The following is a 13,220-nucleotide window of genomic DNA, read 5'->3' on the forward strand; positions in this document are numbered from 1 at the left end:
CGGCCCGGACACCGCGCCCCTGCCGGCTCAGCGCGCGAGGCGGCCCTGCCGGCGCAGCACCAGCGTCGCCACCAGGCCGAGCAGCGCGGCCAGGGACAGCCACAGGCCGGGGATGGCGCGGTTGCCCGTCTCACCGATCAGCCAGGTGCAGATCAGCGGCGTGAAGCCGCCGAACAGCGCCGTGGCCAGGCTGTAGGCGAGGGAGAAGCCGGTGGTGCGCACCTCGGCCGGCATGATCTCCGTCAGGCAGACCACCATGGCGCCGTTGTAGAGCCCGTAGAGGCAGGAGAGCCACAGCAGCGACAGCAGCAGCCGCGCGAAGGACGGCGCGCCCACCAGCCAGGACATCGCCGGATAGGCGGTGAGCAGCGCCAGGGTGCAGCAGGCCGCCAGCAGCGGGAAGCGCCCGATGCGGTCCGACAGCGCGCCCCCCACCGGCAGCCAGACCAGGTTGGACAGGCCGACGCAGAGCGTCACCACCAGCACCTCGCTGCTGCCCAGGTGCAGCACCTGCCGGCCATAGGTCGGCGTATAGGCGGTGATCAGGTAGAAGGAGACGGTGGTCATGGTGACCAGCATCATGCCGAGCAGGATCAGCCCGGCATTGCGCCGCAGCGAGGCCAGGATCTGCGGCACCGAAGGCTGGGCGCGGCGGGCGAATTCCTCCGTCTCGGTCAGGGAGCGGCGGATCCAGAACAGCAGCGGCACGATCAGGCAGCCGATCAGCAGCGGGATGCGCCAGCCCCAGGCATCCATCGCCGCCGGCTCCAGCAGCGCGGTGAGCGCGACGCCGACCAGGGCGGTGAAGACCACCGCCACCTGCTGGCTGCCCGATTGCCAGGAGACATAGAAGCCCTTGTTCCCCGGCGTCGCCATTTCCGAGAGATAGACCGAGACGCCCCCGAGCTCCGCCCCGGCCGAGAAACCCTGAAGCAGCCGCCCGAGCAGCACGATGACCGGGGCCAGCACGCCGATGGTGCCATAGCCCGGCGTCAGCGCCAGGGTGAGGGTGCCGAGCCCCATCAGCCCGAGGGTGACGAGCAGCCCGGCGCGGCGGCCATGCCGGTCGGTGAAGGTGCCGAGCACCAGCGCGCCCAGCGGGCGCATCAGGAAGCCGGCGCCGAAGGTGGCCAGAGAGGCCAGGAGCGAGGCGAAGTCACTGTCGCCGGGAAAGAAGCTATGGCCGATGGCAGCAGCGTAATAGCCATAGACGATGAAGTCATACATCTCCAGGAAGTTGCCGGAGGCGACGCGCAGAACGGCCTTCGCCTGTTCACCGCGTGACTTTTCGCTTGTTCGCATTCAGCATGGTCCCTGGACTGGTCTTGCTTCCCGGGGCTTGCGCGGATGGCAGGCTCCGGCGCCGCGGGCGGGAAGGGAGGCCGCAACGGCCCTGGCCTGTCTTGTAGGAGCAACCCTTTGCCCGGATGCTGGACGGGGCATGGCCGTCTTGTCATCTTCCAGGGGCAGGGTGCCGGGCCGGGTGGTGTTTTCTGTATGGCGGAAATCCGCCATCCTGGGTCCGCACCCCCTGTTCCCGCCCGAATCTGCCCGAGACCACCCTGCCTGCGACCGCCCTGCCCGACAGCCTTGCGTCTGGCGCTCCCTTTCTTCTTTCCCTCCGGCGGCCCATTCCGTGCCGCCGTTCCGCCGCCCTGGAGACGCCCCCGCATGTCCGCCGATGACCAGGCCCCGCCCCCCCGGCGCCGCGGCCGTCCCCCCGCCGCCTCGCGCGTGGCGGAACCCGCCTGCGCGGCACGGGTCGAGGCGGTGGAGCGGGCGCTGAGCATCCTCGACGCCTTCGCCGATGGCCCGCCCCGCCTGTCCCTGGCGGAGATCGCCGCGCGCACCGGCTTCTATCCCAGCACGGTGCTGCGGCTGGCGGCTTCGCTCGATCGCTTCGGTTATCTGCATCGCGGCGCGGATGGCCTGTTCCGCCTGGGGCCGACGCCGCTGCGCCTGGGCATGCTCTACCGCGATTCCTTCGACCTGGCCGAGCATGTCCGCCCCGTCCTGGCCTGGCTCGCCGAGGCCACGGGGGAGACCGCCGCCTTCTATGTGCGCGATGGGGCGCGGCGGATCTGCCTCTACCGCCATCATTCCGCGCGGCTGATCCGCCATCATATCGAGGAGGGCACGGTCCTGCCGCTGGACCGTGGCGCCAGTGCCTGGGTGCTGATGGCCCATACCAGCACCGGGGAGGAGGCGCCGCTGGCCGCCGCGCGGGCGCAGGGCTGGGTGCTCTCGCTGGGTGAGCGGGACCCGGAGGTGGCGGCGGTCGCCGCGCCGGTGTTCGGGCGCGGGCGGGCTTTCATCGGGGCGCTCGGCATCATCGGCCCGCGCGGCCGTTTCGAGGGGGAGCAGCCGGAGCGTCTGGCGGCCCTGGTCACCGAGGCGGCGGCGCGGCTCTGCCGCAGCCTGGGCGGCCCCTGAAGGCGTTTCCCGGGCGCCCGCCCCGCTTCTGAGGCGGAACGCCCAACCGGAAAAGTCTTTTTGCTTCTTTTTCTTCAGAAAAAGAAGATTCTTTTATTTCTTATAACCTCTCTTTTAATCTATCCGGATCCCGCCTTCACGGATCACCGGCGCCCAGCGCTCATGCTCGCGCTGGAGGAAGGCGGCGAAATCCTGCCGCGAGCCGCCCACGACGCTGCCGCCCTGCACCTCCTCCACCATGCGCCGGATCTCGGGCAGGGCGGCGATGCGGGCGAAGGTGGCGTTGATGCGGTCCGCCAGCCCCGGCTCCATTCCGGCCGGCGCGGCGAGGCCATACCAGATGGAAACCTCGAAGCCCGGCAGGGTATCGCGCATCAGCGGCGTCTCCGGCAGCAGGGGGGAGGGGCCGGCGCCCAGGGCCACTGGCCGCACCTGCCCGCCACGGATCATCGGCAGGGCGGAGGCGAGCGAGGGGAAGCACAGCTGCGCATCGCCGCGCATCACCGCCGTCACCGTCTCCGCCCCGCTGCGATAGGGGGCGTGCAGCATGCGGATGCCCGCCTCACGCGCGATCAGCGCCATGAAGAGGTGGCTGCCATTGCCGATGCCGGCGGAGGAATAGACGAGGCCGTCCGGTTTTTTCCTGGCCTCCGCGATGATATTGGCCACGCCGCGCGGCGCCAGGCCGGGATTGGCCACCAGCACGGCATGCAGGTTCACGAACTGCATCAGCGGCGTGAAGCTGGTCATCGGGTCGTAGCCGATCTTCGGGTTCAATTCCCGCCCGACGACATTGGCGCCGATATCGGCGGCCATCAGCGTGTAGCCATCCGCCGGCTGGGTGGCGACATAGGCCCCCGCCACCAGCCCGCCCGCGCCGGAGCGGTTTTCCACCACCAGCGTCTGGCCATTGGCGAATTCGGAAAAGCGCTGGGCGAAGGCGCGGGTCAGCGTATCCACCGCGCCGCCCGCGCCGAAGGGCACGATCACCCGCACCGGGCGGTCCGGCCAGGTGGCGGCACGCGCGACGGCAGGGCAAGCCAGCAGGCCGGCCGCCACCCCGCCGAGCGCCCGGCGGGTGAGGGTTGCTGTGATGCTCATCTTGGACGTTCCCAGAGGGTTTGATATTATTTTATATTTTTTATTATCTTCTTTTTCTGAAGAAAAAGAAGCAAAAAGACTTTTCAAGTCTGGCGTCCCGCTTCAGGCCTGAGGCGGGACGCTGTCTGAAAAAGTTTTTTGGTTCTTTTTTTCAAAAAAGAACCCTGCTGCCAAAACTTACTCCGCGGCCTGGCTGGCCGGCTCGCGCGCCCAGCGCTTGTCGAACTCCCACACCTCGGGGAAGCCCATCAGCGTGTTCATGGCGCCGAAATCGGCCAGGGTGCCGGCGGGCAGGGCCTGGGTGTCGCCCGCGCGCAGCAGGTGGGCATAGGCCCCCTCCAGCGCCGCGGTCATCGCCAGGAAGCCCAGCGCCGGATAGATCGCGATGCTGTAGCCATAAGACGCCAGCGTCTCCGCCGGCAGGATCGGCGTGCGGCCGCCGCCATCGACATTGTTGGCCAGCAGCGGCGCGTCGATCTCCTGGCCGATGCGCTGCATCTCCTCCGCCGTCTCGGGGCTCTCGATGAAGACGATGTCCGCCCCGGCGCGGCGGTAGAGCTTGCCGCGCCGGATGGCCTCGTCCAGCCCCAGGCTGGTGCGCGCATCGGTGCGGGCGATGATGAGGAAGTTCGGGTCCTTCCGCGCCTCCACCGCCACCTCGATCTTCAGCGCCATGTCCTCGGCGGGGATGACGCGGCGGCCCGGGGTGTGGCCGCATTTCTTCGGCACCTCCTGGTCCTCCAGCTGGATGGCGGTGATGCCGGCGGCCTCGTAGCCCATGACGGTGTGGCGCACATTCAGCAGCCCGCCATAGCCCGTATCGGCATCGGCGATCACCGGCGTGCGGCTCATCTGCGCGAAGCGGCCCATGCGGCCGACCATGTCGGTATAGGTGGCCACCCCGGCATCGGGGATGCCGAGATGCGAGGCCACCGTGCCATAGCCCGTGGCATAGAGCGCATGGAAGCCCATGCGGTCCGCGATGCGGGCGGAAATCATGTCGAAAATGCCGGGGGCGACGATGAAGCGCCGGGCATCCAGCGCGGCCTTCAGGCGGGGATCGGCCATGGCGGAAAATCTCCTGTCAGGAAAAGGAAAGTCAGCGGGCCAGGGGCTTCAGGACGCGAGGGCCTGGCGTACGCGCGGCACCAGCCCGCCGGCGGCGAGGATGGCGCGCACCTCCCCGCCCAGCGGCTGCGCCTGCCAGTGCCGTGTTCCCTGGCGTATCATCAGGTCATCGAGCGTGATGCGCGCCGTCTCGCCCTCGGCCAGGGCCGCCGCCGCCTCGGGGCAGAGCAGCACCGGCAGGCCGAGATTGACGGCATTGCGGAAGAAAATACGCGCCACGCTGGTGGCGACGATGGCCGCGACCCCCGCCGCCTTCAGCGCGATCACCGCATGCTCGCGCGAGGAGCCACAGCCGAAATTGCGCCCGGCGGCCAGGATGTCGCCGGGCCGGACGCGGCCGACGAAGCCGGGGTCCAGCCCCTCCAGGCAATGCCGGCCCAGTTCCTCCGGCCGGCGCAGGGCGAGGTAGCGGCCGGGCAGGATGACATCCGTGTTCACCTCGTCGCCGAAGCGGTGGATGCGGCCTTCAAAGATTGGGCCTTCACGGAGGGGGCTCATGCGGCGCTCTCCTGCGGGGCGAGGGCCTCGGCCGGGTGGATGATCTCGCCGGCCAGGGCGGCGGCGGCGGCCACCCAGGCATTGGCGAGGAAGACCTGGCTGTCCGGGTGGCCCATGCGGCCGCGGTAATTGCGGTTGGTGGTGGCGATGGCCGTCTCCCCCGCCGCCAGGATGCCCATATGCCCGCCGAAGCAGGCGCCGCAGGTGGGGGTTGAGATGGCCGCCCCGGCCTCGGCGATGCAGTCCAGCAGCCCCTCGGCCAGGGCCTGCCGCCAGATCTTCTGCGTGGCCGGCACCACCACCATGCGCACGCCGGGGGCGATGCGGCGGCCGCGCAGCATCTCGGCCACCTGGCGCAGGTCGGTCAGCGTGCCGTTGGAGCAGTTGCCGACATAGACCTGATCGACGCGCTGCCCGCGCAGCGCCTCCACCGGAACGCCGCCGGCCGGGGAGGGCGGGCGCGCCACCAGCGGCGAGAGGCTGCCGAGGTCGATGGCGATGCGGGCGCGGTAGGGGGCGCCGGGGTCGGGCATCACGGCGGGGGCGGGGGCCATGCCGCGCCGGGCCATGTCGGCGGCGGAGAGGGTGTCGCCCTCGAAGACGCAGGTATCCGCCCCCGCCTCCACCGCCATGTTGGCGATGGCCATGCGCGCATCCACCGGCAGGGCGGCGAGGCCCGGGCCGCCGAATTCCAGCGCCGCATCCGCCGCGCCATCGGAGCCGATGCGGCGGATCAGCTCCAGGATCACGTCCTTGCCGGTGACATAGGGGCCGGGCCTGCCGGTCAGCTCGACGCGGATGCTCTCCGGCACGCGCATCCACAGCTGGCCGAGGGCCAGGGCGGCGGCGAGGTCGGTGGAGCCGAAGCCGATGCCGAGCGCGTTGAAGGCCCCGGCGGTGCAGGTGTGGCTGTCGGCGCCGAAGACGATCTGGCCATGCCCGACCAGCCCGAGTTCCGCCAGCAGCGTGTGCTCGATGCCGCCGCGCCCCGGCTCGTAGAAATGGGCGATGCCGTGGCGCCGGGCGAAGTCGCGCGTCAGGGCGATGGCGCCGGCGGCGGTGACATCGGGCGCGGGGGCGAAGTGGTCCGCCACCAGCACGATGCGCGCGGGGTCGAAGGGGCGGGTGGCGCCCATGGCCGCGAACTGCTCGAAGGCGAGGGGGCCGGAGACGTCGTTCAGCAGCACCACATCGGGGCGGAGGGTGATGATGGCGCCGGGCTCGGCATGGCCTTCCACCGCATGGGCGGCGAGGATTTTCTCAGCGATGGCGCGGGCCGTCATGGCCCTGTTCCGGGCTGTGGCATGGGCTTTCTCCTCCCTCCCGGCGGGCGACGTCATGGCCGGGCGCGTGGTCTCTGCGCGTCGGTTCCGGGCGTCAGTCCTGCGCGTTGGTTTCTGGCCTTGAGCAAACGATAGCACAACCCGCCGCGCCGTAAAGCGGAACGCATCCGCGCGGGCACGCCATAAACATTCTTTCTTGTTGCATCTTTTTGGGCGCTCTTTTAGATGCTCTTTGCATGCATCTTTATGGCGGCCATCCGCCGCTGCCCGCTCCATCCCGCACCCGGACGCTCCGCCCATGCCGCAACCCCTGAGCCCCGCCACCATCGCCCTGGTCAAGGCCACCATCCCGGCCCTGGCCGAGCACGGCACGGCCATCACCGCCGCCATGTATCGCCGCCTCTTCGCCGATGCCGGGGTGCGCGCCCTCTTCAACCACGCCCACCAGGGCGGCGAGGAAGGCACCCAGGTGCGTGCCCTGGCGGCGGCCGTGCTGGCCTATGCCCGGCATATCGAGAACCCCGCCGCCCTGGCCCCGGCGGTGGAGCGCATCGCCCAGAAGCATGTCGGCCACCACATCCTGCCGGAGCACTACCCCATCGTGGCCGAGGCGCTGCTCGGCGCCATTTCCGAGGTGCTGGGCGCGGCGGCGACGCCCGCGATCCTCGCCGCCTGGGGCGAGGCCTACTGGTTCCTGGCGGAGATCCTGACGGGGCGGGAGGGCGAGATCCGCCGGGGCCTCGCCGCGCGCCCCGGTGGCTGGGAGGGGTGGCGGGCCTTCCGCGTCGCCGCCCGCCGGCAGGAGAGCAGCGTCATCACCTCCTTCGTGCTGGAGCCGGCCGATGGCGGCGTGGTGCTGCCGCACCGGCCGGGGCAATACCTCACCTTCCGCCTGGAACTGCCGGGGGGTGGCACGCTGGTGCGCAACTACTCCATCTCCTGCGCGCCGAATGAGCGGCATTACCGCATCTCGGTGAAGCGCGAGGCGGCGGGGCAGGGCGGCTCCCGCTTCCTGCACGATGCCGCGCTGGTCGGCACGCTGCTGCACGCCACGCCGCCGGCGGGGGATTTCGTGCTGCCCGAGGCGCCGCCGCGCCCGGTGGTGTTGCTCTCCGGCGGCGTCGGGCTGACGCCGATGGTCAGCATGGCCGAGACCATCGCCGCGCGGCATCCGGGGCTGGAGACGCATTTCATCCATGCCGCGCTGAACAGCGGCACCCACGCCATGGGCGAGCATCTGCGCGGCCTCGCGGCGCGGCATGGCCGGATGCGCGTCACCACCTTCTACAGCGACCCCCTGCCCGCGGACCGTGCAGGCACCACGCATGACGAGACGGGCCTGATCTCCGCCGCGTGGCTGCAGGCCCACGCGCCGCTCGCGGCGGCGGATGTCTATCTCTGCGGCCCGAAGCCCTTCATGGCGGCGATGCTCGGCGCGCTGCGGCAGGCGGGGCTGGACCCGGCCCGCCTGCATTTCGAGACCTTCGGCCCCGCCGACGCTGCCCTCGCCGCCTGAGTCTGTTGTTCAGTGAGTCTGTTGTTCAGTCTGGCGGTCCGCCCAGGGCCAGAGGCGGGGCGCCGGACCTCCGCTCGCGCTGGCGTCCCGCCTCCGGCGTCGCGGCGCGAGGCTAGACTGAAGAAATCAAGGCTGGCCGAGGCCGGTCAGGCCGACCAGCGCCCCCGCCGCCAGCACCAGCAGCGGGTGCGCCCGTGTCAGCAGCATCGCCGCCGTGCCGGCCAGGGTGATGCCGGCCAGCACCAGGCTCTGCGCCGTCGCCTCGGCCATCACCAGGGCGCTGGCGGTGGCCAGCCCCACCGTCACCGGCGCCAGCCCCATCTGCACCGTGCGGCGCCAGGGCCGGTCCCGGAAGCGCTCCCACGCCGCCAGGGTCAGCCCCGTCACCAGCGAGCAGGGCAGGAACTTGGCCACGGCGCTGACCAGCAGCCCGCTCCATCCCGCCACCTGCCAGCCCACCAGCGGCACCACCATCATGTTCGGCCCTGGCGCCGCCTGCGCCAGGGCGAAGAGCGCGCCGAACTCCTGCGCCGACATCCAGCGATGCACCTCCACCACCTGCCGCTGCATCTCCGGCAGGATGGTGTTGCCGCCGCCAAAGGCCAGCAGCGAAAGCTGCGCGAAGATCAGTGCGAGCTGCCCCAGCACCGGGTTCATGCCGCCCTCCCCCGCGCCAGCAGGATGCCGGCCGGCGCCAGCACCAGCATGGTGGGCAGCAGCGGCAGCCGCAGCAGCGCGATCGCCACCACCGCCAGCGCCACGATGCCGAGCGCCAGCGGCTGCCCGCGCAGCGGCCGCAGCAGCTTCAGCGCCATCGTCACCAGCAGCGCCGAGGCGGCGGCGGCCAGCCCGGCGAACATGTGGCCCATCGCCGGCGCGTCCTGGAAGCGCGTGTAGAGCGTGCCGAGGGCCACCACGATCACCGTCGGCGCCGAGATCAGCCCGACCAGCGCCGCCGCCGCCCCGCGCACCCCGCGGAAGCGCAGCCCGACAGCCACCGACATGTTGATGATGTTGCCGCCCGGCAGGAACTGGCACAGGCCCAGCAGGTCGAGGAACTCGGCGGCGCTCAGCCAGCGCCGCCGCTCCACCATCATGTGCCGCGCCATCGGCAGCACGCCGCCGAAGCCGCTCAGGCCCAGCAGCAGGAAGCCGGTGAACAATTCCGCCGTGCGCGGCGGCGGGCCGCCCTCGGCCGGGGGAGGAAGGGGGGAAGGGGTCATCGCGGAAGGTCCGTCCAGCGCGGCACGAAGCGCCGCCGCCCCAGGCCTAGGCGCCTGCCGCCCCCGCGTCCAATATATGTTTTCCGGGCAATCCATAGCTTTGAGATATGACGTGATCGAGCTGCGCCATCTCCGCTACTTCGTCGCCGTCGCCGAGGAAGGGCACATGACCCGCGCCGCCCAGCGCCTCGGCCTGCAGCAGCCCCCGCTCAGCCAGCAGATCCGCGCCCTGGAGGAGGCGGTGGGCGCCCGCCTCTTCCACCGCCGCCCGCGTGGCGTCACCCTGACCGAGGCCGGCGCCGCCCTGCTGGAACGCGCCCGCCCCATCCTGCGCGACGTGCCCCTGGCGCTGGAGGCCGCCCGCCGCGCCGCCCGGGGTGAGGAAGGCCGCCTCGCCATCGGCTTCACTCATTCCGCCGCCTTCCACCCGCTGGTGGCGGCGGTGGTGCGCGGCATGCGCCAGGCCGCCCCCGGCATCGCCCTGGTGCTGGAGGAGGGCACCAGCGCCGAGCTCGCCGCCACCCTGCGCGAGGGCCGGCTGGATGCCGCCTTCCTGCGCGCCTCCGCCGAGGAGGAGAGCGGCCTCTGCGCCGAGCGCCTGCTGGAGGAGGAGATGCTGCTGGCCCTGCCGGACCCCTACCCCCCGGCGCGCGCCTGGGCGCCAGGAGCGGCGGAGCACCCCATCCCCCTGGCCGCCCTGGCCGGCGAGACCTTCATCCTGCCCCGCCGCCCTTCTGGCCCCGGCCTTTATGACAGCATCATCGCCGCCTGCCGCGCCGCCGGCTTCAGCCCGCGCGTGGGGCAGGAGGCGCCGCGCCTCGTCTCCACGCTCAGCCTCGTGGCGGCGGGGCTGGGCCTGTCCATCGTGCCGCGCTCCATGGCGCATCTGCAGACGGAGGGCATCGCCTATCGCCGCCTTGCCGCCGGGGTGGCGCCGCGCGCGCCGCTCTTCCTGGCCTGGAGGGAGTCACAGCCCATGGGCGCGCTGGCCCGTTTCCTCGCCCTGGCGCGCCAGGAAAAGGCGGCGCGCGGCTGGCGCTGAGGCGGCGCCCGCCGAATGGGTTTCCAAAGGCCTCAGGCCTTTGGTGGGGAGAGTCTGAGAGGGGCGAAGCCCCTCTCAGGCGCGCGCGCCGCCCTTCATTCCATCTCCCCGAAGCGGTAGCCGATGCCCGGCTCCGTGCGGATCAGCCCGGCGGCGGGGCCGAGCTTCTGCCGCAGATGGCCGATATAGACGCGCAGATACTGCGCATCCTCCGCATGGGCCGGGCCCCAGATGCTGGCCAGCAATTGCCGCTGGGTGATGACGCGCCCCGAGCCCGCCCGCGCCAGCGCCGCCAGCACCTCCCATTCGCGCGGGGTCAGCCGCAGGGGCTCGCCGCCCTCCACCCGCGCCAGCCGCCCGGCGAGGTCGATTTCCAGCGGGCCGAAGCGCAGCACCGGCTCCGGCGCGGCGCCCGCTGGCGTGCCCCTCCGGCGCAGCGCCGCGCGGATGCGCGCCAGCAATTCGCCCAGGCCGAAGGGCTTCTCGATATAGTCATCCGCCCCGGCATCCAGCGCGGCGATCTTCTCCGCCTCCCGGTCGCGGGCGGAGAGCACCAGGATCGGCACGGCGCAGAAAGCCCGCAGGCGGGGCAGCACCTGCTGGCCATCCAGGTCGGGCAGGCCCAGATCCAGCAGGATCAGCGCCGGGGACTGGCTCGCCGCCAGCCGCAGCCCCTCCGCCGCCGTCTCCGCCCGCAGCGGCGCATGGCCCGTGGCCTCCAGCGCCGGGCCGAGGAAACGGTGGATCTGCGGCTCGTCATCGATGACGAGAATGCGGGGCGTTGCGGGGTCGCTCATGCGGCGACGTCATAGAGGCAAGAGCGGGGGAGGGGAAAGGAAGGCTTCCGCTCTCCCCCCGCGAACCCTCCCGCCCGCGTCACCGCCCCTGGAAGCACGGCGGCCGCTTCTCCAGGAAGGCGCGCCGCCCCTCCGCGTAATCCTCGCTGGCGAAGCAACCGAGCACGAGGCGCTCGCACAGCGCCTCGTCCGGCGCCGCCTTCAGCGCCTCGGCGACGATGGCCTTGACGGCGGCAACGGTCAGGGGCGCGTTGCCGGCGATGGTGGTGGCATAGTCGAGCACCGCCCCCTCCAGCGCCGCATCGGCCACGACGCGGTTGACCAGCCCCATGCCCTGCGCCTCGGCGGCGGAGAAGCGGCGGGCGGTGAAGAACATCTCCTGGGTGAAGGACGGCCCGACCAGCTGCACCAGCCGCCGGATCCCCGCCAGCGGATAGCCCAGCCCGAGCTTCGCCGCCGGAATGCCGAAGGTGGAGGCCTCCGTGCAGAAGCGCAGGTCGCAGCAGACGGCGAGCGCCGCGCCGCCGCCGATGCAATGGCCGCGGATGGCCGCCAGCGTCGGCTTCGGGAAAGCGGCCAGCGCCTCATAGACCCGCGCCGTCTGCGCCTGATACGCCTCCACCGCCTCCTTCGAGCCGCGCTCGCTCTCGAATTTCGAGATATCCGCGCCGGAGACGAAGGCCTTGCCCCCCGCGCCGGTGACGATGAGCACGCGCACCGCCGGATCGGCCGCGAAGCCCGCCAGGATGCGCTCCGCCGCCACCCACATCTCCAGGGAGACGGCGTTGTGGCGCGCGGGGTTGTTGAAGATCATCCAGCCGATGCCGCCCTCCGCGTGGCTGAGCATCTTGTCGGTGCCAAGGGCCGGGTCGGGCGGGGGCAGGCCGGGCAGGGCCTGGGCGTCGGGCATGGGTCTCTCTCCTGGGGCATCCGTCGCGGGGGCGGGGCTAGATCACCTGGCGGGCCCGCAGGCCCGCGATCGCCTCATCCGAATAGCCGGCCTCGCGCAGGATCTCGGCGGAATGCTCGCCGAGGCCGGGGGGATGGCTGGCGATGCGGCTCGGCGTGCGCGAGAGCGTCATGGGCTGGGCCACATAGCTCTGCCGGCGGGCGCCATCATCCAGCGTGGTGGCGATGCCGAGATGGCGCACCTGCGGGTCCGCGAACATCTCGTCGATGGCATAGATCGGCCCGGCCGGGACACCGGCCTCGTTGAGCGCCGCCACCCATTCCGCGCTGCCGCGCGCGGCGATCTTCGCGTCGATCAGCGCATTCAGCGCGTCGCGGTTGGCCGAGCGCGCGGCGGTGCCCTGGAAGCGCGGATCCTCCAGCCATTCCGGCGCGCCGACGGCCAGGGCGAAGCGGCGCCAGATGGCATCCCCCGTGGCGGCGATGTTGATATGCCCATCCGCCGTGCGGAAGACGCCGGTGGGGATGCTGGTGGGGTGGTTGTTGCCGGCCTGCCGCGGCACCTCCCCCGCCTGGAGCCAGCGCGCCGCCTGGAAATCCAGCATGAAGGCCTGGGCCTGGAGCAGCGAGGTCTGCACCCATTGTCCCTGGCCCGACACCGCGCGCTCCAGCAGCGCCACCAGGATGCCCTGCGCGGCGAACAGCCCGGCGCAGAGATCGGCGATGGGAATGCCCACGCGCACCGGACCCTGCCCCGGCAGGCCGGTGATCGACATCAGCCCGCCCATGCCCTGGGCGATCTGGTCGAAGCCCGGGCGCTGGGCATAGGGCCCATCCTGCCCGAAGCCGGAGATGGAGGCATAGACGAGGCGCGGATTCTCCGCCGCGAGCGCGGCATAGCCGATGCCCAGCCGGTCCTTCACATCGGGGCGGAAATTCTCCACCACCACATCGGCCTGGCGGGCCAGGGCCTTCAGCAGCGCCACCCCCTCCGGCGATTTGAGGTTGAGCGTCAGGCCGCGCTTGTTGCGGTGGAGGTTCTGGAAATCCGGCCCCTCGCGCGGGCCGCCCATCGGGTCGCCCTGGTCCAGCCCTTCCGGCATTTCGATCTTGATGACCCGCGCGCCCCAATCCGCCAGCTGCCGCACGCAGGTGGGGCCGGAGCGGACGCGGGTGAGGTCGAGCACGGTGAAGCGGGACAGGGCGCCGTGGGGCGCCTCCGGGCCGGGCTGGTCGGTCATTGGGTTCTCCTCCGCGGGCGCAGGCTGGTCCTGCCCGGCCAATCTGTCA

At 71.7% G+C, this 13,220-nt stretch carries 13 protein-coding genes; 3 read left to right on the forward strand and 10 right to left on the reverse strand.

Going from position 1 to position 13,220, the window contains the following annotated elements:
* Positions 1-27: 27 nt before the first annotated feature.
* On the reverse strand, positions 28-1,302 hold the full coding sequence (locus tag NON00_RS05900; protein ID WP_256018455.1) for an MFS transporter: 1,275 nt from the start codon (positions 1,300-1,302) through the stop codon (positions 28-30).
* A 369-nt stretch (positions 1,303-1,671) separates the two neighbouring features.
* Between NON00_RS05900 and NON00_RS05905 the strand changes: the two genes are divergently transcribed.
* Positions 1,672-2,433: an IclR family transcriptional regulator gene (locus tag NON00_RS05905; RefSeq protein ID WP_256018458.1), complete on the forward strand. Its 762-nt coding sequence runs from the start codon at positions 1,672-1,674 to the stop codon at positions 2,431-2,433.
* Between the two features lie 114 nt (positions 2,434-2,547).
* Here NON00_RS05905 and NON00_RS05910 read toward each other — a convergent pair whose 3' ends face one another.
* From NON00_RS05910 to NON00_RS05925, 4 genes are all read right to left on the reverse strand, one after another.
* A complete protein-coding gene (locus NON00_RS05910; RefSeq protein ID WP_256018464.1) occupies positions 2,548-3,534 on the reverse strand; it encodes a tripartite tricarboxylate transporter substrate binding protein in 987 nt (328 codons plus the stop codon).
* A 177-nt stretch (positions 3,535-3,711) separates the two neighbouring features.
* Positions 3,712-4,602 carry an oxaloacetate decarboxylase gene (locus NON00_RS05915; RefSeq protein ID WP_256018465.1) on the reverse strand — a complete coding sequence of 297 codons (891 nt, stop codon included), beginning with the start codon at positions 4,600-4,602 and terminating at the stop codon, positions 3,712-3,714.
* Positions 4,603-4,650: 48 nt separating this feature from the next.
* Positions 4,651-5,160 (reverse strand): 3-isopropylmalate dehydratase small subunit, encoded by a 510-nt coding sequence (locus NON00_RS05920; protein WP_256018468.1) that lies wholly within the window; start codon positions 5,158-5,160, stop codon positions 4,651-4,653.
* Complete coding sequence (locus NON00_RS05925) at positions 5,157-6,443, reverse strand: aconitase/3-isopropylmalate dehydratase large subunit family protein (protein ID WP_256018470.1); 1,287 nt, start codon at positions 6,441-6,443, stop codon at positions 5,157-5,159. The genes NON00_RS05920 and NON00_RS05925 overlap by 4 nt, the downstream gene beginning before the upstream one ends.
* 298 nt (positions 6,444-6,741) lie before the next feature.
* Between NON00_RS05925 and hmpA the strand changes: the two genes are divergently transcribed.
* Positions 6,742-7,959, forward strand: coding sequence for an NO-inducible flavohemoprotein (hmpA, locus tag NON00_RS05930; protein WP_256018472.1), 1,218 nt, complete (start codon positions 6,742-6,744; stop codon positions 7,957-7,959).
* A 126-nt stretch (positions 7,960-8,085) separates the two neighbouring features.
* On the opposite strand, the gene NON00_RS05935 is transcribed toward hmpA, so the two are convergent.
* On the reverse strand, positions 8,086-8,616 hold the full coding sequence (locus NON00_RS05935) for a chromate transporter (RefSeq protein WP_256018475.1): 531 nt from the start codon (positions 8,614-8,616) through the stop codon (positions 8,086-8,088).
* Positions 8,613-9,182 carry a chromate transporter gene (locus NON00_RS05940; RefSeq protein WP_256018478.1) on the reverse strand — a complete coding sequence of 190 codons (570 nt, stop codon included), beginning with the start codon at positions 9,180-9,182 and terminating at the stop codon, positions 8,613-8,615. Before NON00_RS05940 ends, NON00_RS05935 begins: the two co-directional genes overlap by 4 nt.
* A 112-nt stretch (positions 9,183-9,294) precedes the next feature.
* Between NON00_RS05940 and NON00_RS05945 the strand changes: the two genes are divergently transcribed.
* Positions 9,295-10,224 (forward strand): LysR family transcriptional regulator, encoded by a 930-nt coding sequence (locus NON00_RS05945; RefSeq protein WP_256018481.1) that lies wholly within the window; start codon positions 9,295-9,297, stop codon positions 10,222-10,224.
* A gap of 95 nt (positions 10,225-10,319) precedes the next feature.
* Here the strand turns inward: NON00_RS05945 and NON00_RS05950 are convergent, their stop codons facing one another.
* The 3 genes from NON00_RS05950 to NON00_RS05960 form a co-directional block, all read right to left on the reverse strand.
* The gene (locus NON00_RS05950; protein WP_256018483.1) at positions 10,320-11,021 is read right to left on the reverse strand and encodes a response regulator; all 702 of its coding nucleotides are present in this window, start codon (positions 11,019-11,021) and stop codon (positions 10,320-10,322) included.
* Between the two features lie 79 nt (positions 11,022-11,100).
* Positions 11,101-11,931, reverse strand: a complete 831-nt coding sequence (locus NON00_RS05955; protein WP_256018486.1) for an enoyl-CoA hydratase — start codon at positions 11,929-11,931, stop codon at positions 11,101-11,103.
* Positions 11,932-11,968: 37 nt separating this feature from the next.
* Complete coding sequence (locus tag NON00_RS05960; protein ID WP_256018489.1) at positions 11,969-13,171, reverse strand: CaiB/BaiF CoA-transferase family protein; 1,203 nt, start codon at positions 13,169-13,171, stop codon at positions 11,969-11,971.
* Between the last annotated feature and the right edge of the window lie 49 nt (positions 13,172-13,220).

Source organism: Roseomonas sp. GC11, assembly GCF_024437745.1.
Classification (GTDB): domain Bacteria; phylum Pseudomonadota; class Alphaproteobacteria; order Acetobacterales; family Acetobacteraceae; genus Pseudoroseomonas.

Bases quoted from the DNA above. Each gene is read 5' to 3' on its own strand.
- NON00_RS05900 (WP_256018455.1), bottom strand. From the start codon at position 1,302: ATGCGAACAAGCGAAAAGTCACGCGGTGAACAGGCGAAGGCCGTTCTG.
- NON00_RS05905 (WP_256018458.1), top strand. From the start codon at position 1,672: ATGTCCGCCGATGACCAGGCCCCGCCCCCCCGGCGCCGCGGCCGTCCC.
- NON00_RS05910 (WP_256018464.1), bottom strand. From the start codon at position 3,534: ATGAGCATCACAGCAACCCTCACCCGCCGGGCGCTCGGCGGGGTGGCG.
- NON00_RS05915 (WP_256018465.1), bottom strand. From the start codon at position 4,602: ATGGCCGATCCCCGCCTGAAGGCCGCGCTGGATGCCCGGCGCTTCATC.
- NON00_RS05920 (WP_256018468.1), bottom strand. From the start codon at position 5,160: ATGAGCCCCCTCCGTGAAGGCCCAATCTTTGAAGGCCGCATCCACCGC.
- NON00_RS05925 (WP_256018470.1), bottom strand. From the start codon at position 6,443: ATGACGGCCCGCGCCATCGCTGAGAAAATCCTCGCCGCCCATGCGGTG.
- hmpA (WP_256018472.1), top strand. From the start codon at position 6,742: ATGCCGCAACCCCTGAGCCCCGCCACCATCGCCCTGGTCAAGGCCACC.
- NON00_RS05935 (WP_256018475.1), bottom strand. From the start codon at position 8,616: ATGAACCCGGTGCTGGGGCAGCTCGCACTGATCTTCGCGCAGCTTTCG.
- NON00_RS05940 (WP_256018478.1), bottom strand. From the start codon at position 9,182: ATGACCCCTTCCCCCCTTCCTCCCCCGGCCGAGGGCGGCCCGCCGCCG.
- NON00_RS05950 (WP_256018483.1), bottom strand. From the start codon at position 11,021: ATGAGCGACCCCGCAACGCCCCGCATTCTCGTCATCGATGACGAGCCG.
- NON00_RS05955 (WP_256018486.1), bottom strand. From the start codon at position 11,931: ATGCCCGACGCCCAGGCCCTGCCCGGCCTGCCCCCGCCCGACCCGGCC.
- NON00_RS05960 (WP_256018489.1), bottom strand. From the start codon at position 13,171: ATGACCGACCAGCCCGGCCCGGAGGCGCCCCACGGCGCCCTGTCCCGC.